Annotated in this window: 18 protein-coding genes and 2 pseudogenes; 13 read left to right on the top strand and 7 right to left on the bottom strand. The window is 42.3% G+C overall.

The features are described 5' to 3' along the window. The first annotated feature begins 121 nt into the window (after positions 1–121). Both ACMAZD_RS07820 and ACMAZD_RS07815 read left to right on the top strand, forming a co-directional pair. Positions 122–1,216, top strand: coding sequence for a methyl-accepting chemotaxis protein (locus ACMAZD_RS07820; protein WP_435249184.1), 1,095 nt, complete (start codon positions 122–124; stop codon positions 1,214–1,216). A gap of 329 nt (positions 1,217–1,545) precedes the next feature. Then, positions 1,546–1,791, top strand: coding sequence for a hypothetical protein (locus tag ACMAZD_RS07815; protein WP_435249183.1), 246 nt, complete (start codon positions 1,546–1,548; stop codon positions 1,789–1,791). A 191-nt stretch (positions 1,792–1,982) separates the two neighbouring features. On the opposite strand, the gene ACMAZD_RS07810 is transcribed toward ACMAZD_RS07815, so the two are convergent. Next, on the bottom strand, positions 1,983–3,794 hold the full coding sequence (locus tag ACMAZD_RS07810; RefSeq protein WP_435249182.1) for a PLP-dependent transferase: 1,812 nt from the start codon (positions 3,792–3,794) through the stop codon (positions 1,983–1,985). A gap of 142 nt (positions 3,795–3,936) precedes the next feature. Between ACMAZD_RS07810 and ACMAZD_RS07805 the strand changes: the two genes are divergently transcribed. Beyond that, positions 3,937–4,392: an Lrp/AsnC family transcriptional regulator gene (locus ACMAZD_RS07805; RefSeq protein ID WP_435249181.1), complete on the top strand. Its 456-nt coding sequence runs from the start codon at positions 3,937–3,939 to the stop codon at positions 4,390–4,392. Positions 4,393–4,421: 29 nt separating this feature from the next. Here ACMAZD_RS07805 and ACMAZD_RS07800 read toward each other — a convergent pair whose 3' ends face one another. After that, the gene (locus ACMAZD_RS07800) at positions 4,422–4,895 is read right to left on the bottom strand and encodes a hypothetical protein (protein ID WP_435249180.1); all 474 of its coding nucleotides are present in this window, start codon (positions 4,893–4,895) and stop codon (positions 4,422–4,424) included. Between the two features lie 206 nt (positions 4,896–5,101). Here ACMAZD_RS07800 and ACMAZD_RS07795 point away from each other — a divergent pair, with 206 nt between their 5' ends. Next, on the top strand, positions 5,102–5,479 hold the full coding sequence (locus ACMAZD_RS07795) for a sensor histidine kinase (RefSeq protein ID WP_435249179.1): 378 nt from the start codon (positions 5,102–5,104) through the stop codon (positions 5,477–5,479). Positions 5,480–5,784: 305 nt separating this feature from the next. Next, positions 5,785–6,642: an endo alpha-1,4 polygalactosaminidase gene (locus ACMAZD_RS07790; protein ID WP_435249178.1), complete on the top strand. Its 858-nt coding sequence runs from the start codon at positions 5,785–5,787 to the stop codon at positions 6,640–6,642. Positions 6,643–6,768: 126 nt separating this feature from the next. Here the strand turns inward: ACMAZD_RS07790 and ACMAZD_RS07785 are convergent. Continuing rightward, positions 6,769–6,897: pseudogene (locus ACMAZD_RS07785) on the bottom strand (transposase); the annotation flags it as partial. Between the two features lie 280 nt (positions 6,898–7,177). On the opposite strand from ACMAZD_RS07785, the gene ACMAZD_RS07780 reads away from it, so the two are divergent. The 5 genes from ACMAZD_RS07780 to folM all read left to right on the top strand — a co-directional run bounded on the left by ACMAZD_RS07780 (position 7,178) and on the right by folM (position 11,589). Continuing rightward, positions 7,178–8,794, top strand: coding sequence for an endonuclease (locus ACMAZD_RS07780; protein ID WP_435249177.1), 1,617 nt, complete (start codon positions 7,178–7,180; stop codon positions 8,792–8,794). Between the two features lie 447 nt (positions 8,795–9,241). Then, positions 9,242–9,739, top strand: coding sequence for a 2-amino-4-hydroxy-6-hydroxymethyldihydropteridine diphosphokinase (gene folK, locus ACMAZD_RS07775; protein WP_435249176.1), 498 nt, complete (start codon positions 9,242–9,244; stop codon positions 9,737–9,739). A gap of 110 nt (positions 9,740–9,849) precedes the next feature. Next, the gene (folX, locus tag ACMAZD_RS07770; RefSeq protein WP_435249175.1) at positions 9,850–10,227 is read left to right on the top strand and encodes a dihydroneopterin triphosphate 2'-epimerase; all 378 of its coding nucleotides are present in this window, start codon (positions 9,850–9,852) and stop codon (positions 10,225–10,227) included. 10 nt (positions 10,228–10,237) lie between these two features. Continuing rightward, positions 10,238–10,876, top strand: a complete 639-nt coding sequence (gene folE / locus ACMAZD_RS07765; protein ID WP_435249174.1) for a GTP cyclohydrolase I FolE — start codon at positions 10,238–10,240, stop codon at positions 10,874–10,876. Continuing rightward, complete coding sequence (gene folM / locus ACMAZD_RS07760; protein ID WP_435249173.1) at positions 10,873–11,589, top strand: dihydromonapterin reductase; 717 nt, start codon at positions 10,873–10,875, stop codon at positions 11,587–11,589. The genes folE and folM overlap by 4 nt, the downstream gene beginning before the upstream one ends. 70 nt (positions 11,590–11,659) lie before the next feature. On the opposite strand, the pseudogene ACMAZD_RS07755 reads toward folM, so the two are convergent. The 3 genes and pseudogenes from ACMAZD_RS07755 to ACMAZD_RS07745 all read right to left on the bottom strand — a co-directional run. Then, positions 11,660–11,856, bottom strand: a pseudogene (locus ACMAZD_RS07755) (patatin-like phospholipase family protein); the annotation flags it as partial. A gap of 206 nt (positions 11,857–12,062) precedes the next feature. Beyond that, entirely contained in the window at positions 12,063–12,617 is a 555-nt protein-coding gene (locus tag ACMAZD_RS07750; protein WP_435249172.1) for a hypothetical protein, read from the bottom strand. A gap of 374 nt (positions 12,618–12,991) precedes the next feature. Further along, positions 12,992–13,330: a cytosolic protein gene (locus tag ACMAZD_RS07745; protein ID WP_435249171.1), complete on the bottom strand. Its 339-nt coding sequence runs from the start codon at positions 13,328–13,330 to the stop codon at positions 12,992–12,994. A 584-nt stretch (positions 13,331–13,914) separates the two neighbouring features. Here ACMAZD_RS07745 and ACMAZD_RS07740 point away from each other — a divergent pair. Next, the gene (locus ACMAZD_RS07740; protein WP_435249170.1) at positions 13,915–15,423 is read left to right on the top strand and encodes a DUF3360 domain-containing protein; all 1,509 of its coding nucleotides are present in this window, start codon (positions 13,915–13,917) and stop codon (positions 15,421–15,423) included. A gap of 251 nt (positions 15,424–15,674) precedes the next feature. Next, positions 15,675–16,076, top strand: a complete 402-nt coding sequence (locus tag ACMAZD_RS07735) for a YunG family protein (RefSeq protein ID WP_435249169.1) — start codon at positions 15,675–15,677, stop codon at positions 16,074–16,076. Positions 16,077–16,307: 231 nt separating this feature from the next. Here the strand turns inward: ACMAZD_RS07735 and ACMAZD_RS07730 are convergent, their stop codons facing one another. After that, a complete protein-coding gene (locus ACMAZD_RS07730; RefSeq protein ID WP_435249168.1) occupies positions 16,308–17,024 on the bottom strand; it encodes a sugar isomerase domain-containing protein in 717 nt (238 codons plus the stop codon). Positions 17,025–17,180: 156 nt separating this feature from the next. Here ACMAZD_RS07730 and ACMAZD_RS07725 point away from each other — a divergent pair, with 156 nt between their 5' ends. Next, the gene (locus ACMAZD_RS07725) at positions 17,181–18,038 is read left to right on the top strand and encodes an AraC family transcriptional regulator (RefSeq protein ID WP_435249167.1); all 858 of its coding nucleotides are present in this window, start codon (positions 17,181–17,183) and stop codon (positions 18,036–18,038) included. The last annotated feature ends 109 nt before the right edge of the window (positions 18,039–18,147 follow it).

Raw genomic sequence — 18,147 nt, 5'->3', positions numbered from 1 at the left:
ACCTAATAATACTTTGTTACAATCCAGCCGGTAATTATTACCTTTAAAACCAATACGTTACCAACCCGGCTTCATTATCAGCCCCTTGAATAGCTTTTCGATCTATACATATAGGTATTTTATGTTTGGAATAAAACAAATAAAACTAGAAAACCAATTACTTAAAAAACAACTAGCCGAACTAAAAAAGAAGTATCAATCTGATATTAATGCTCTCGAAATGGAATTAAATAAGTCGCAAAACCTTGCTCAATCGACACATCAACAACATCGTAACAGCAGTGAAATGATGTCTAATTGCTTGAAAGGTGGAGACATGCTCAAAACCATTCAAAAAGAGATGGTTGAAAGTGCGAAATCTATGGATCATGAAAACCAAGAGCTTCAACAGCTGGATGATATGTTTAAACAAACACATCAAGCATTAGTGCACCTAGACAACCGAGCAATCAAGATCAGCGATCAGGCGTCTCAAAGCATTCAATCTGTGGATATATTGGATCATACGGCTGGCGCTATTTCTAACCTGGTATCGACTATCCAAGAGATTTCAGACCAAACTAACCTTTTAGCATTAAACGCTGCTATTGAAGCCGCGCGCGCAGGTGAGGCTGGACGCGGATTTGCAGTCGTCGCTGACGAAGTAAGAACCCTTGCAGGTAAAGCCAGCGAAGCCAGTGAAAAAATTGATTCATTAGTGAAACAAGTTTTGACTCAAGTAAACGCGATAAAGACCTCTATTGAAGAGAACCAAGTTTGCGCAGAAGAAGTGTCAGCGTCCTCCGCACAAATAAGCTCTATTGTTAATGAAGTGGTTGTGAAGTCGGAAAACATGAAGCAAGTGATTCACATTGCTTCTACTCGCGCGTTCTTGGATTCAGTAAAACTCGACCACGCTATCTGGAAAAATAATACCTATCGCCTACTCCAAAGTGGTTCATTCACTGAAACCATCAACACTCACTCAGAGTGTCGCTTAGGGCAATGGTATTATCGCGGTGATGGTAAGGCTTACAATCACTTGAGAAGCTATCAATTGCTTGAAGAGCCACACAAACAGGTGCATGACAACGGTCGCAAGGCCATGCATCAAGCAGCCTCAGGGGATACAAAAGGCGTAATCACAGCGGTTCAAGCGATGGAAGATGCGAGTATCCAAGTTGTGTTCCAAATTGATCGTTTAATGATTGAAATCATTGAAACTGAATCAAAGTAGCACTGACCCCATATATTCGACTTGGTTAGTGCGACACCACTAGCCAATGTCTGTCCAATAAGTTGCCAGAACTCAGTTTACTGTCACCACACAAAAAGGCCTCGCAAACGCGATACATTAGGCGTCAGCTTTTCACTGAATGACGAAACGAGGTGTTTCGTCATTGATCTTTGCCCCTTCCGGGGGGAACCGTACCCAGCTATATTCCTTTGAATTACTGTATTCACACTAGCTTCTTATGGTTAAAATGCCGTATGGTACAAAAATCAAATTATAAAGACTTGCGGCCTTTGCCACAGAGACTCACCATTTAAACGAAAAGACTGACTATGAATTTTGATATCAATGCACTAAAACACCACCAACGGGTCGAAGATGGTCAACTTGAGGGGTGTTACATTCATCAGCCTTTGCAAGGCAGTCAACCTGACGATAAAGCTGTTTTAGCAGAGCGCCAAGCACTGGAAAAACTGGGATATAAAGTGGTACAGGTTAAAGCTAAAGGCGGGACAACAACCTTTGCAGAGGCTATGCAAGAGCTTGCGAAGAAGACAGGCCACCAGCCAAAAGACTAGACGAGTGGGTAGAGAAAATTACAAAATTCGCTAACGACAGTCTTCACAAGTGTGTTCGAAACTGATTTATTGGCACTCTCCAAAACCCAAAAGGCCTCGCACATGAGAGGCCTTAGTTTTTCTGTCTAGCGATGAAGCGATTCTCAACGATCACTGCGCCATACTCCAATGACTTGGCTTACTAACCAAAGTTATTGAATGAGCTGGCTGAACTTGGGCAAGCTCTTCACAAACCTCTGGTGAACATCCATATAGGTTTGCATATAGAGTTTATCGATATTGTCACCACTGGGGAAGCTGGATGAGAAGTCGGCGTGCTTGCGGTCAATCGACAATTTAGCGGCCTCGATAATATGAGCAATGAACATTCGAGGATCTTCCAAGCCGATCGAAATACGCATTGTGGTCGGCTTGATACCAGCTTCATTGAGTGCCTCATCGCTAAGTTCTGAGTGCGTGGTTAGTGCCGGACACAGTGCCACCGTATTGGTTTGCCCTAGGCTTACTTGCATGCCGATTGCTGGCTCAAGCATGTCGAAGAACTGTTTGAACCCATCTCGATTGATTGGTGCTCGGTCACCGTTACCTTCCATATCTATGGTGAACAGCGCGGCTGGCAGCCCTAAGTACATATTGTTTTGGCAGTGTTCATAGTTATCGCTGTCTGGCAAAGCAGGACAAGACACATTGATGTCTGGGTGAGCATCAAAGATTTTCGCGAGAGTCAGTGTGTTGATGGTCTTTTGCACCACGCGCATCTCATAAGTTTTCATGCCATTGAGTACTTCAAACGCTTTGTCTGCGTCTAAGAATGCGCCCTTAATGTAGTACACATTCCAAAACAGGGTTTCGTTCCATAGAATGGTGACCTCATCGCCGTTAGGTCTGTTACAGGTGACCTCCTCTCCTTTAGGAACAAACATAGTCTCGTTACGGCCGATGACAACCCCAGCAGTCGTGGTACCTGAACCCGCCAGTTCTTTAGTGTAAGAGTGAATGACATAATCTGGTCTTTCCACCACATCATCGGGTTTTAGTACTGGGTGCAACAATGGCGTGCCGACTGTCGAGTCGACAATCACATCCCAACCACGAGAGTGACCAGCTTTACTGATACTGGCAACATCTAACACGTATCCATGTGGATTACACGGTGACTCAAGGTAAACGTAGATTTTCTTACCTGCGGCGAGGCGATCCGCGTATTTTTCGGCAACCTCGTCAAGGCGAGTGGCAAACTCATCACCGGAATAACCATCGACCCACTCTACCGCTATATTCAGGTTAGACGGTTTCCCAAACCAATCTTCCAACAGCTGGTAAGAACCGCCATAGATATTACGTGAAGCCAAGACTATGTCTTCATGGCCAAGCAAATGACTCAACAACCCATCAATGGCTGCCATCCCCGAATTAAAGTTCCATGCGAGATACTCGTTGGCTCTGGAGCCCGCCTCAATGTCAACCATGTGGTTAGCCAGTGAAATCGATGTTGGGTTGAGAAGCCGAGAGTAAATATCGTGTAGCGGCTCTTTACCGTTGAACGCATCTTCAATCCATTCTGTACAAGCAAACAAATAGGTCGCGGTGCGCGTAATCACTGGGCTCGCAGAGAAAATAGCCGCCACATTATCGAAGATAGGATACGCGCCTTTTGAGGCAAAATTACCATTGTTAGTAGCGATAGATTGGTAAGTAGCACGCATTGGGTTTTGCAAGTTATCGAGGATCTTAGCAATCTGGAATGACAAAAAGCGTTTAGCGTTAAACCAAGCGATTCGGTCACTCTTATCGAGTTCTGAAAGTCCATCAACGGTCAATGCCCAAAGATCGTGTGTCTTGGTATTGGCTTTGTACAGGGTTGTCGCCAGTTCAATCAGCGTGACTCCGTAATCACTATTTTGGTCGATACCAAAATGCTTTGCTTGCTCAATGGCAAGGGCTTCTGCTTGTCCGTGTTTGGTGGTTTTACGCAGCGGGCTAAGTTGAGTTGAAGTATTCATAGTTCCTAAATCATTCCATGCTTGTTGTTCCTCCTTTAAGTTTAGTTTTACGCAGATGTTAAAAATTGCTATTTACGAAGCAATGCATACACTTTGAGCAATAATATTGCTAAGTGAACTAAAATATTAATGGAATATGCCAATGGATGAGATCGATAAGAAAATACTGTCTGAACTGCAAAGCAACGCTCGGCTGACGAATCAAGAGCTGGCAGATCGCGTAGCGCTGTCACCCTCCCCTTGTTTGCGCCGAGTTCGCTCATTAGAAAAGCAAGGGATTATTCGTGGCTATCACGCCAGTGTCAATCAAGAAGCGTGTGGCCTGCCGGTAAATGTGTTTGTGTTGGTGAAGCTTGAAAAGCCGACAGAAGAGAACATGCGAGACTTTGAGCTCCACATCGAAGCTATTGATGAAGTATTAGAGTGCTTTCTGATGACAGGCAATCACGACTACCTATTGCATGTGGTCAGTGAATCGCTCAAAAGCTACGAGCAGTTTATCCGTAAGCAACTAACTCGCCTGCCCAATATTGCTTCTATTGAATCGAGCTTCGCGTTTGGGCAGGTAAAGACAAAAACTAAATTGCCAGTTAGGTAGGTAAAAACACCTCTGTGTAACAGGAGAGTTTATCTAGCCTTTGCTTCAGACATTGCCAAAAGTTGCACCACTTTAAAGTTTATTTGTTCTACAACCTCTTTTACAACCTGCCTCCTTCTTCTCTCTGGCAGATCTATTGCACTAGCCAAATTGGGGATAGCCCAATGGAGCTTGTTGGGTACATGCGAAAAGACCAGGTTGACGCATCCAACAAACAAGTGACACTGCTCATTACTTGCTTGGTCACAAAGCGTAATCACGTAGTCGAATTTTTCATTGGTCTTTTTGTACTCAAATACTGTTTTACTCTCGCCAATGATTTCAACGTCAAGCATGTTAGACAATTCCTCTAAGAGAACTTTAGGGGTTGCACCTGGCTCAAAACCACAGCAGCTAGCGTGTATCATCCCATTAGATTGCTGCTCGACAATCGCTTTAGCGATAGCAGCTCTTACGCCTTTCTTCACGCACACAAACAGAACTTTGACGGGAGTGGCATCCATACTTTAATGACCCTTTGTGTATTGGTATTCCTATATTAAACATAGATATTTAAGGGAGTTTTTCAACATCGTGAATGTTAAAGACAAAAGAGATGGCAGTATCTAGATAGCCGCAACATTGGCACCGAGAATCTAGATTGTGATGAAGAAGTTGGGCAATACCTTGCTTACTCAATGAGGAAACAGAGTAGAAAGAACAAAGAGAAGTGCTCCGGTTAGCGCTTGACTCAGGCGAGCACTTAATCGCTATTCTTAATGATATTTTAGACTTAGCCAAAATAGAAAATGACAGTTTAAACATTGATCCGCATCCATTCAAAATGTCCGACATAACTAAACCCGTATTGAACACGTATCAAACCCTTGTGTTCAGAAAAGGGATTGAGTTTTCTTTGCTTGATAATGGCGATTCCGTTCGAATTCGACAGGTCATTCTCAATTTAGTAGGAAATGCACTCAAGTTTACTGAAAGTGGCTCAATCAACGTCATAATCAAACCTCGGGACAATTCTGCCATTGAGTTTTCAGTAGAAGATAACGGTATCGGGATCCCTAAAGAGAGGCTGGTGCAAATGAAGTGTTAACGAAACCCTTGATAAAAGATGACCTCGTCGAAGTACTTTCTCGCTACCTCAACCAAATAAAAAAGGCAGATAGAACAAGATAGCCGTCGTTTGCTCTGTATTATTGATACAATATAAATAGCACTACCTTTTATATACATTTCATAGCCTCTAAGTCGCAAACTTAAAGCCATCTCCCTCCCCCCTCGTTTTAGGTTTATTAATACTTTTCTTGGCAACAAATCACCCAACAGAAAACAATTATTGATTATGATGATTTTATAAAATACATTCACCAGAATAATCAATTGTGAGTGGAGAGAAGCGTGAAATATTTATCGGTTGCCCTTAGTGCGGTTATTTCTTCTGGCTGTTATTCAAATGATGATGGAACTCAATCCCATCATTCAAACTCTCAAGTTATTCTTGAACCAAATGTTCCCCCTATTACAGCAGGTTCTTGGTATCGTCCCCCAGTTTCAGTCACATGGCAATGGCAGCTAGAGGGTAGTTTAAACATCTCTTACCCTGTTACTCTTTATGATGTAGACCTTTTTGATACGAAACATACGACAATACAAAACTTACAACACTCAGGAAAAAAAGTGGTATGTTACTTTTCAGCCGGCTCTTATGAGAATTATCGAGATGATAAAGACCTCTTCTTGCCAAACACGCTTGGAAATACGCTTGATGGCTGGGCTGATGAGCGCTGGCTTGATATTCGTTCGGATAACGTTCATTCAATCATGAAAAAACGTCTGGATATTGCCAAGCAAAAAGGTTGTGATGGTGTTGAACCTGATAATATGGATGGATACACCAATAAATCTGGGTTCAACCTGACTTCTCAAGATCAGCTTGCATACAATCGATTTATTGCGAACGAGGCGCATAAAAGAGGCCTTGCGGTTGGATTGAAAAATGACCTTAATCAAATAAGTGAACTGGTAGAATACTTTGACTTTGCAGTTAACGAACAATGTTTTGAGTATAACGAATGTGGTGCACTGCTGCCTTTTATTAATCACGGCAAGCCTGTTTTAACAGCTGAATACTTAGATAAGTATGTCAACAACTCTAGTGAGAGGGCAGCAATATGCCAAGAATCTAGGGACAACCAATTTAGTACCCTAATTTTGCCCCTTGATTTAAACGACAGTTTTAGGTTTAGCTGTTTGTAAGGCGTCCAATAATTATCATATAGAATATCCGCCTTTATAAAGGCGGTTTTACTTTATAACCCCTAGAAGTGGGCATCCACGCTATCAGTTCTTAAATAACTGCAGTTGTTGTTCATACTCTATGTCCTATTTATCTTGGTATCGTACATATTGTCGAATGACTTCTCCATTCACACCGACCGTATCGACAAAATACCCTCTAGCCCAAAAGTGATTTCCCCATAGTTTCACTCGAGACCGACAACTTGGGTACTTCTTCAGGCTATAGTAGAGGTTACATTTACTGGAGGCAGTGCTTGTGGATAAGTGCTTATTTTTGTTTCATCGCGGCTTTCCCCTGAAAGCCGAGATGAACCTTTTTTTTCAATAATCTAGCGTGTGAAAACATTTAACAGATAGATATCGCATTGCTTTACATCACATATATTAATCAAAGTGATAATGCTTACATTTATAAATGTGATGTATATCCCCATTCATCTTTTGATTACTTTCTAAGCTTAGTTGGTTTTTATCCAATTAAACAGAAGGTTATATGATAAATAGAATAATAACACTGAGTGGCGTTGCATTACTTTGTTCAGCGAGTGCGTATGCGCAAATGCAAAATGGAAGTTTCGAAAACTGGGAAGGAAACGTACCATCTGGATGGAGCGTGATTGACTCCGGCATTGCACTTTCGCTCTCTACCGACCCTGTAAATAACGGCAGTTTCTCTGCACAAGTAACCGTGAATACAAGAACTCAAAGTAATACCGATTTTCTTCAAACGATAAATGTTGAACAAGGGAAAACTTATGATTTCTCTGTCGATGTTTATCACACTGAAGGTAACGTGAAAGCTCGCCTTTTTGTTGATGGCTATTCAGGCTACTCGAATAATGGTTTAACGAATCAGTGGCAAGCATTGACTCACTCGTACAGCGCTACGAGCACTAAAGATATCGTTGTGGGCATACGATTTTATGATGATACAGGTTTTGATGGTTCGGAAGTGGTGTATTTAGATAACTTTCAGCCTACGGAAACTCCACCAACACAAAGCTGCAATGACACAAGTGCCGCACTCACGCTAGTGACGGATAACTATGGTTATGAAACCAGTTGGTCTATCAAAAACTCAGTTTCTCAAACTCTTTATTCTGGTTCAGACTATCAAAGTAACACTACCAATGAAGTGGAAATGTGTTTAGCAAACGGCAGCTACACTCTAGAAGTTATAGACTCTTATGGCGATGGAATGTGCTGCAGTGTGGGGAATGGTTCATACAGTTTGTCGGTTAATGGAACCGTTGTGAGATCTGGCGGTGATTTCCAAGCAAGTCAGAGTACAGAATTTACGATTAGCGGCTCAACGACACCACCAACTGAACCACCAGTGTTAGGTGAGTATTACAAAGACGCTGAAGGCAAAGTGGGCTTTGCGTTAAAAACGGCCTTATATCAAATTATTGATAATCATAGTAGTCAGGGTTACACCGCTATTTGGACGTTAGTGTCTGAGGCTGACCTTGACGCATACTATGACACTGATGGGTCGATTCTCGATATGTACTCGGAGAAACCTTCAGGATCAGATTCAATCCAATTTACTAAGGTGGCCGATCAATGTGGTCAATACAGAAAAGAAGGTGATTGCTACAACCGTGAGCACTCATTCCCGAAAAGCTGGTTTGGTGGGAAAGTCGAGCCAATGAACTCTGACGGTCACCATTTATTTGCCACTGACGGCTACGTTAACTCGAAACGTAGTAATTGGCCATTTGGTGAGGTAAGTAGTGCGACATACACATCAAGCAATGGTTCTAAGTTAGGCAGTGCAGCGAACTCTCTTGGTTATGTAGGTACGGTGTTTGAGCCAATTGATGAGTTTAAAGGTGATTTCGCAAGAGCATATTTCTACATGGCAACACGCTATGAAAATGAAATCGCTAATTGGGAAGGGAACTCTACAAGCGCTGATGCCGCTCTGGATGGAACCAATACAACCGCTTTTGAACCTTGGCTACTTACTATGCTAAAGCGTTGGCATTCTGAAGATCCAGTAAGCCAAAAAGAAATCGACCGAAATAAGGCGGTACATGATTTCCAAGGGAATCGTAACCCGTTTATTGACCATCCAGAGTTTGTAAGCCAAATCTGGGGAAATTAATCGGAGTGTAACCACCATAGCAATGGCTTCATGATTATTGAATTGAGCCCAATCCTTTGTTTGGGCTTTTTTTATTGAGAGGCATTAGAGATGCATAATGGATGAACATTATTTATAAATACCTAGATTCACGATAATTTTTATGTGGATATTCTATCACTATCAGAAAATGGAACACTGCATCGTTATTTTTTCCTAGAGGCGGTAGTTCTGTGGCTATTTGGGGTATTCACTCGATTAACTGGAAGCTCATTTTTATCCAAAACCTTCATCGGGTGAACTTTTACTCATGGCACTTTCTAGCTCGTAAGTACCATCCTACGGGTTCAAAACTTGCAAAATTTACAGCAGATCCTATCTTTCTTTTATCTCATGCTTTTGTGAGTGCATGCAGCTGATCTTCACAGCGGGTCGAACGTATAAGACCGCAAAAAGGAAGGAAATAATATGGTCAACGTCTATGTAAGCATCGGAAGCAACATTAACCGCGAACACCACGTGACAGAATCTCTCAAAGCACTGAATGACCGCTTTGCCCCTCTGCATATTTCTAATTTTTACGATTGCGAACCAGTCGGCTTCAAAGGGGATAACTTCCTCAACCTAGTCGTTGGGTTCGAATGTGCTCTCCCAGTCGCAGAGTTAGTTAAGGTTCTACATCAAATCGAATCAGAGAACGCTCGCAAGCGTCAAACCAAAGCTTATGCTTCACGTACGATGGACATCGACATCCTTCTTTATGGTAATCAAGTGGGCATTATCGATGGCGTAGAGCTGCCAAGAGGCGAGATCACCGAGTATGCTTTTGTGCTAAGGCCGTTAGTTGATATTGCCGCACAAGAACGCCACCCCACTCTAGACATTTCGTTTCAGCAGCTATGGGAAAGCTTCGATCAGTTGAGCCAGAAAACCGAACCTATCCCTTTCGAGCTTAATTTTACTTAGCCTTCACATAACTGTAGACAGAACGACTGCAACTGAACACCTGAACTTTACTGATCTTTTCTTAAAATAAGCACGTAACTGACTTCACTTTCTAAGGATTGGACACTGTTATGAATCACAACGCCATTATCACCATTACAAACCTGAGACTAAGAACCTTCATCGGCTTCAACGAAGAAGAAAAGTCGAAGCAGCAAGACATCGTTATCAATGCTGAAATTCACTACCCCGCCAACAACCTCTGTCTCTCTGATGATGTGGACAACGCGCTTAACTACAAAAACATCTGCAAGAAGGTCATTCAACACGTCGAATCCGGAAGGTTTCTGCTTTTAGAAAAATTGACCAGCGACGTACTCGGCATCTGTATCGATCATCCATGGGTGAAATACGCTCAAGTGAGAATTGATAAGCCTCATGCGCTACGTTTTGCCGACTCTGTTTCGCTCACCCTGAGCTATGAAGCAGACAACGACAATAATTCATAAGGAGAAAGTCATGCTGAATACAGAAGCCGAAAAAGTAAGAGAAGCTTTGCTCGCAAAAGGACTTGAAACCCCAATGACACTGAGCGAAATGAACCCCAGCCAAAAGTATAACCGCATCAAAGGACTTTTAACGGAAGTGGTCAGTACGCTCGGACTGGACTTAACCGATGATAGCCTTGCTGAAACACCTCATCGCATTGCTAAGATGTACGTACACGAGATTTTTTCAGGGCTTGACTACGATAATTTCCCAAAAATCAGTGTTATAGAAAATAAGATGTCAGTTGATGAGATGGTTAAAGTATCGGATATCGACTTAACATCTACGTGCGAACATCACTTCATCACCATCGATGGTTTAGCGGAAGTGGCTTATATCCCTGAAAACAAGATTCTTGGACTGTCTAAAATCAATCGTATTGTCCGATTCTTTGCTCAGCGTCCTCAGGTACAAGAACGTCTTACACAGCAAATATTGGTCGCAATACAAACTCTTGTTGAAACAGAAAACGTGGCTGTGACGATTAAAGCGACTCACTATTGCGTTAAATCCAGAGGCGTCATGGATGCAAACTCTGAAACCTCAACAACCGCACTTGGTGGTATTTTCAAAACTAACCCTCAAACTAGAGCTGAGTTTTTACGATGAGTGAAACGATATTAATAACCGGCGTAGGAAAGCGACTCGGCTTCGCGCTGGCGCAGCAACTTTTAGCGGATGGATACAGCTTGGTTGGGACCTACCGCAGCGACTATCCTCAACTGCAACTGTTGCGCGACAATGGAGCCGACTTGCAACAGGTCGACTTTTATCAACAAAGCAGCCTAGACGAATTTCTTCATTATGTCGGGCAAGAATATAAAACACTCCGAGCCGTCATACACAACGCTTCAGACTGGAAGCCTGAGAACAAAAGCAACCCCAGTGAAAATGCCTCACAAATCATGCACCAGATGATGACGATTCACGCTACCGTGCCTTATCTGTTCAATTTAACTCTCAAAGACCATCTGTTGTCTGGCGATGAAACTTCAGACATCATTCACATCAGTGATTACGTTGCGGAACAAGGCAGTAAAAAACACATTGCTTATGCTGCTAGTAAAGCTGCGCTCAACAATCTGACGTTGTCGTTTTCAGCGATGCTGGCTCCCAAAGTCAAAGTAAATACCATTTCTCCAGCCATGATTAAGTTCAATGAACATGACGATGAGGCATACAAAATCAAAGCGCTGAAAAAGGCTCTAATTCCTATAGAAGCTGGCTTTGAGGAAATAATAGATGGCATTAAGTTTGTGTTGGCCAGTCGCTACATGACAGGAAGAACCTTAAACCTTGATGGTGGCAGACATTTGAAGTGAAGTTTTCGCATTGTGAGTTTACGGCGCCACAGTCATTATGTAGAGGCTCAAGCATAATACCGGCGGGTTAAACTGCCAATTTTTGGCGAGCAATGATCGATTGCATCGCATTAACCGCTTGTTTAGCAATAACCTAGGCCGCAAAATTAAAGTTCATTTTGCTTTTTACACTGCTACCGAAATTATCGATAAAATGAACAACCTTTTCATGTAGGTTATGCTCTTTTTGGGTTGGGGAACCGATGTCACTTCCTTTTTAACCATTTCGCGTCAGCGGAATAAAATTGAAGCGGTTTAAGAGCATCAGTGAAAGATATCGATACTTTAGACTATCTCACAAACCTTGAAGCGTTTCATTCTCGCAAACCTAAGTACGACTAAGAATATGGTTTCCGCGAATGCTTGATATAAAAAAGGTCGCTAACTTGAAAGCGACCTTTCGATATTTGTTCTATTGGTTCAAAGATCGGGAGTTACAACACTCGCAAGCACTCTTCTGGCGATAAGCTCAAGAGTGTATTGGCGAAGTTAATCTTCTCATCTCGCCATTTCAATGCCGCTTCTCTGCTGTCTCGTGAATGTCGGTCAGCTTCAAAGTAGCTTTTGCTTGGTAGTCCGTTTGCTGGCGTCATCACCATAGATTGTTCGTTCAAGCGAATCGTAAACAAAAACTGACCACGTTGCCCAGTTTGTGCTGCAGGGTGGTGAAGTGTGGTATCACAACAATAACGCCTATCACGCAGTGCACGACATGTGTACTCAAAGGCGTCTTGAGCACCACGTCCAGGGAAAGCGGTATAAATACTAATACCATCACGTTGCAAAGACTGGTCACCCGCCACGAGTTGCACCGCGTGTTGGATCATCCTAAAGCCCAGAACCACGCCGCCAATACTGTTCAACCCACTATATTGAATTGCTCCCTCTAGGCTCAGGTGAAGTTTATCTTCTCCCTCATAGAGAAAGAGATCAGGCGATGCCCAATCACTCTTTGGAACAAGGAGTTGAGTAATATCCGAGTGTTTCATGTTGGTCTCCGAACAATGAGTGTGTTTGATACCACAAACATATCGTAATGAGAATTATTATCAATAGTTTTAAGCAAAAATGTAGTTCGCAGAGAGATTAAGGTGGATTTAAAAAGGGCATAAAGTATGAAACGTAGCTTTCCAGCTGACCGATAAAGCGAGCTTTTGTCGTCATAGTTTTTTAATTGATGTCAAAAGCCATACAGCTTCATCACAAACGTGAATACTTGGTCATTTTCTGAAGGACTATTTATATCAAGCTGCCATATCAATTGAAGATATATTCACTATCAAATTACACTCCAAAAAAGTCGAAAGCTGATTTGCCTTAACCAACAATAACAATTCGCCGATTGCACCTTCAGAGTTGCTCTTCAGTCCATCCGTGTAATGATGGTTTGCTTGCCATCCACAAAAGCCACATAGTCACCGTGATAGATAAACACTCGACCACGCCCTTCAACTATACACGCAAGCTGTGGGTTCAAATCTTCTTCAAGATCTTTACTTTGATAAGTGCCAGTATCGGTGATCACACCGCTGAGTGTGGGCAAAAATCCATAGCTGCGCTTGGCCTGATCAATCAAGCTCAATTCACTGGCAGTAGAGAAGTAAGATGGGATGGGATCAGCATCTTCGATAAACATAGTTTTCAGTTCTTCAAAAGCTGTAATCACCAGCCAATCAATGCCGTTAACGTGATGGATAAACATTGTTTATAAATACCTAGTTTTCGATAATTATGATACGGAGATTCTATCACTATCAGGCGCAGAACGTAGTAGAGATTTAGTTGCAAAAGGCAGGGCCTGACACAGTTAGTCGCCCCAATATATCCGGCATAAAACTGGAACAGATGTTCACTATCAAATCACATCAAGAGCGCAACCAAACATGAGTCGATAGATTTCTCGGGGCTTTAAAAATCAAGCAATTTATTGTCGAACGTTACTTAATTATTTCTGAATAAATGCCTATCCCTACAAGGTCGCATACTAGTCGTCTAACTCTACGACTAATGTCTAACTAGCTGAGACTATTTGTTTTTTTTGGTTTGGTATAAGGTACTAGCAACTGAGTTTTTTAGTTATAGGTGGATTTGTTATTCGTATTTATGGTGAGTTAATTTCACTTATTAATAATAAATCTGCTCATAAATAAATTGTCCATATATAAAATACAGTCAGCGAGTTCTTTGTGGCAGAAAATTTATAGCTATTTAGCTAAATCATTGTGCCGTGAGTCAATAACGTTTGTTGGAATAACACACCTTAGAGTGTGAACGAAAGGAATCAAAATGAGCAGTACTTTAGAGTCCGTACATATACGAGCAGATAAGCCTCAAGCCAATGAGGATGAATTCACTTATGAGCAACAACACAAACCAAGATCGGAATTTGATACCCGAGAACAGTATTTAGAGCACGAGTTACAAATCATGGCGCCTAAACGCTGGCGTCCCAATTTGCCATTTAAAGATTATCGATTCGAGATAGAAGACACCATCCCAGCGATGGCGGCGACCATTGGTAAGATTGTTATGGTGGGTGCTATTGCAGCGACCTTTGCTGGAGCGCTTGGGTTAAATGAAGACTTCATCCTAGAAAATGTTCGTTATGAACTTCTTATCGCCTCTGTTTTCATCATCCTTTTCTCTGGCTTCCTACTTCCGACGGCTAACCTTGCTGGTACTCACGGCCCACTTATTCCATTGATCCCTATCGTAGTTGCAGCTGGAGGGCACCCTATGGTATTTGGCTTGTTAATTGGCGCTTTCGGCTTGCTATTAGCCATCAGTAAAGGTGGCAGTATGTTGGCTAACCTCACCAGTAAAGGCGTGTGTGGTGGCTTGTTGCTCTACCTTGGATTTGTGGGCACCGCTTCTCAGGTGAAAAAGCTGTTCGCTTGGGCCGAAGGCATCGGCATGAGCCACATCGCTTTTGTGGTGATATTTTGTACTATTATTCTGTACGCGCTATTGGAGCATTTCCGCAAGCGTTGGCTAGCAGTACCTCTTAGCTGCTTGTTGGGTGGTACGATTGCATTTGCTATGGGTGCGCCATTTGCTTTCCACACCGAGCCAGGCTTACCTAACATGAACCCTATGTATTGGTGGGGAGAAAATACAGGTTGGATGTTAGGCCTACCGACAATTGAACACTTCATGGTAGTACTGCCGTTCGCGATTCTTGCGGTGGCGATGTGGTCGCCAGATTTCCTAGGGCATCAAGTATTCCAAAAGATCAGCTACCCAGAGCGTACTGACAAAGTACATATGAACATTGATGACACCATGACTACAGCGTCTATTCGTCAAACATTCGGATCGCTACTTGGTGGTACTAACTTTACGTCTTCATGGGGTACTTACATCGTACCTGCGGCGATTGCGAAACGTCCTATCCCTGCGGGTGCTTTGCTAACTGCTCTGTTCTGTATCATCGCCGCTGTTTGGGGCTACCCAATGGACTTAGCTATTTGGCAACCTGTACTTTGTGTTGCGCTGATTGTGGGTGTATTCGTTCCACTATTAGAGGCGGGATTGGAGATGACACGTGAGGGTAAAACCACGCAATCGGCAGCGATTGTTGTGTTCTCATCAGCACTCGTAAATCCGGCATTTGGTTGGTCAATCACTATGCTGCTAGACAATTTAGGATTGGTCGGCTGTAAAGAGCGTAGCAGTGAACTAAGTAAGATGAGCCGCTGGGTTCTTCCCGGTATTATGTTTGTTGTACTGACAAGCGTGATGGCATTGGTCGGCCTTCTACCAGGGATTCCAGCTATTATCTCAAGCTTTCGTTAAGCTAGACTGATAGCTAACTTCGATAGCAATTCAAAGGCTTTGTGTACGTGAAGCCTTAATTTATCTATCTATGATTGCTCAGCAAACTCAGCCGATTCCGTCAAGACAGTGTTAAAATGCTATCGTTGCTCAAAAATGGGAAGTCGCAAGTTAGTCAAAGTCACTCAATTACAATTAATTAGCACTATCGCTAACTTGATACCTCAATAATGCTTGGGGTTTTATGTCGCGAAGGAATAACAGGAGTACATATGAATCCAAGTCTCAGTGAAGTATTGCAAGCTCTTCAGGAGAGTTGGTCTATAGACAGTACTGATGACCCAGAAAATTGGAACCCATCTAACCCGAGCCGTGGGCAGTGCGGGATGTCCTCACTCATAATAAATGATTACTTTGGTGGAAAGTTAGTGCTATGGAAGGTTTTTGTGGGTGAAGAACAAGACGGCGTACATTATTCAAACGAATTACCAGACGGCACTCCATTCGACTCGACTGGTGATCAGTTTTGGGATGCAGAGGAGTTAAAAGAACCTTTATCGTTCGAAAGGCCAAGTGAACTACCAAAGAATGGAGCTGACCGTTATCTGCGACTACTAGATTTAGTACGTAGTAAGTTGGAACGCAAGCAGGGAGAAAAGTCCATCTCAACCTAAGGTTCAAGGTATATGACTTAAAGAAGCCCACTACGAAGTGGGCTCAAGTTTATTAACTTAAATAAATTTAAGTTCTCTATTTTAGGGAAAATCCATTACCACTTTATATCTAAAAACAATCCTTTATTTTATGTGTATCATTCGAATGATTAGCTTGGAACATCCTATCGGGTGTAATCGAAACATATCGCTTACCCATTATTACTTCAATGCTAATTGTCTAGCGCCTATCTACATAGATTTTAATCGAGAGCCAAAATGCTGATATACATAGTCATTGTCGAAACCATCTACGTTCTGACTCGAGAAAATCAGCGGTGTAGCACCTTGTTTTAATGCGGCTTTCTGGGACTCCACAACTAACATGTTCATGATCATCATGCCCGCTATGCTTGAAAAAGCGCCCGTCACTTTTCCGTTTACATTACATAGGCCATCACCAGGCGGAACCTGATTATCGATAACTACATCAGCAATATCCATCAACTTTAGACCAGAGCTATGGCGGCTTGGGTATTTCGATGACTGCTCGATCGACGTGATAGCAATAACCTTATGCCCTTTAGATTTAGCAAGTTGTGCGAACTCTATTGGGAGAGCATTTCGCCCCGAATTAGAAATGACCATCACTACATCATTAGCTGAGATATTCTGTTCATTCCAAATGACTTCAGCTAATCCTGGCAACTTTTCCATAGCCGAACCTCTTAGCGCACCATCATTGGTTAGTAGCACCGAGTCTAAGATAGCATTGACATTGCCAAGGCCACCAGCACGAATAAACCCCTCTAGACCAACCATATGCGAGTGGCCTGTCCCTAAGACTTTTATCATATTGTCGTTAACAATAGCTTGAGCGAATAAATCCGTTGCTTGAGATAACGCCTTTTGGTTGACCTCCACAAGTGAGGTAAGCTTTGGTATTAAACGATTCAGGTATTCAGACATGCTTGTGTTTTCCTATAATCTCTGACGATGATTCAAACATACCAGTCCTACCTTACATTAGTGATACTATTCCACTAAAAAGTAATACTTTTATTGATCATTGAACAATACGTGTCAATATGCGTTCACATACCCAGTGATTTAAAACGGCTTGGAATGAAAGCAACAATACAGAAAGTACCTCAAAGGCATGGCTGGTCCTGGCGCTATAAAAAATTTGAAGAAGCCTTCAAACCGGAAAGTTGGCATGCTCATCAAGAATTTGAATTGGTTTTGCATCGCAACTTTCAAGGTAAATCGAGAATTGAAACCTTTGAAGGGCAGATAAAACACAACGAACTGCTGTTAATTGGCCCTGGCCTTGCCCATAGCTTCGAATCACGAGATTCAGATGAAAAACATCCGTGTGAAACTCATGTCATCTGGTTCAGAGAGGAGTGGATCGGCCAACTCATGTACAGCAGTGCCGAGCTTCGACAGTTGGCCCCTATCATTCGCAATGCCAACAAAGGTATAAGGTTTACAACACAAACAGCAGAGAAGGTTTACCAACACCTTAATAACTTTAGTGAGCTCTCCCCAATTGGGCAGCTTGCAGTATTCATTCAGGTTTTGGGAGAGTTGTGCTCTGATCAACCTGTTATCGAGTTACTTCCCTATTATTCGCAAGGAGAAAAAGAAAAGGTTAGTAATGATTTCAGCAAAATTGATAAGGTTTGCAAGTACATCGATCAGCATTATTCATCAGATATTACTTTAAAAAAGCTTGCCAATTACGTACATGTCAGTGAAAACACTGTACATCGTTGGTTCACACAACACTTTAACGAAAGTTACATCACCTATTTGACAAAGTTAAGGTTGAATAAGGCATCTCAATTGCTCACAACAACGTCGCAACCCATTAACTTAATTGCAGAAAGAGTCGGCTATACCAACCGCTCTAACTTTAACCGTCTGTTTAAAAAGTACAAAGGTATACCACCTTCAACATACCGTCAGAAATTCAGATGAACAATGGTTATTTAAGTCTTATCTGATTTACTTCAGTGTAAAAAATACGCATTATTAACACAATACCGCTATCTCTGACTCGGCACAAATAACACCGATTCTTGTTTAC

Origin of the sequence: Vibrio sp. nBUS_14 (assembly GCF_051201655.1) — a bacterium.
Lineage (GTDB): Bacteria > Pseudomonadota > Gammaproteobacteria > Enterobacterales > Vibrionaceae > Vibrio.
This window is presented reverse-complemented; position numbering and strand designations above follow the sequence as displayed.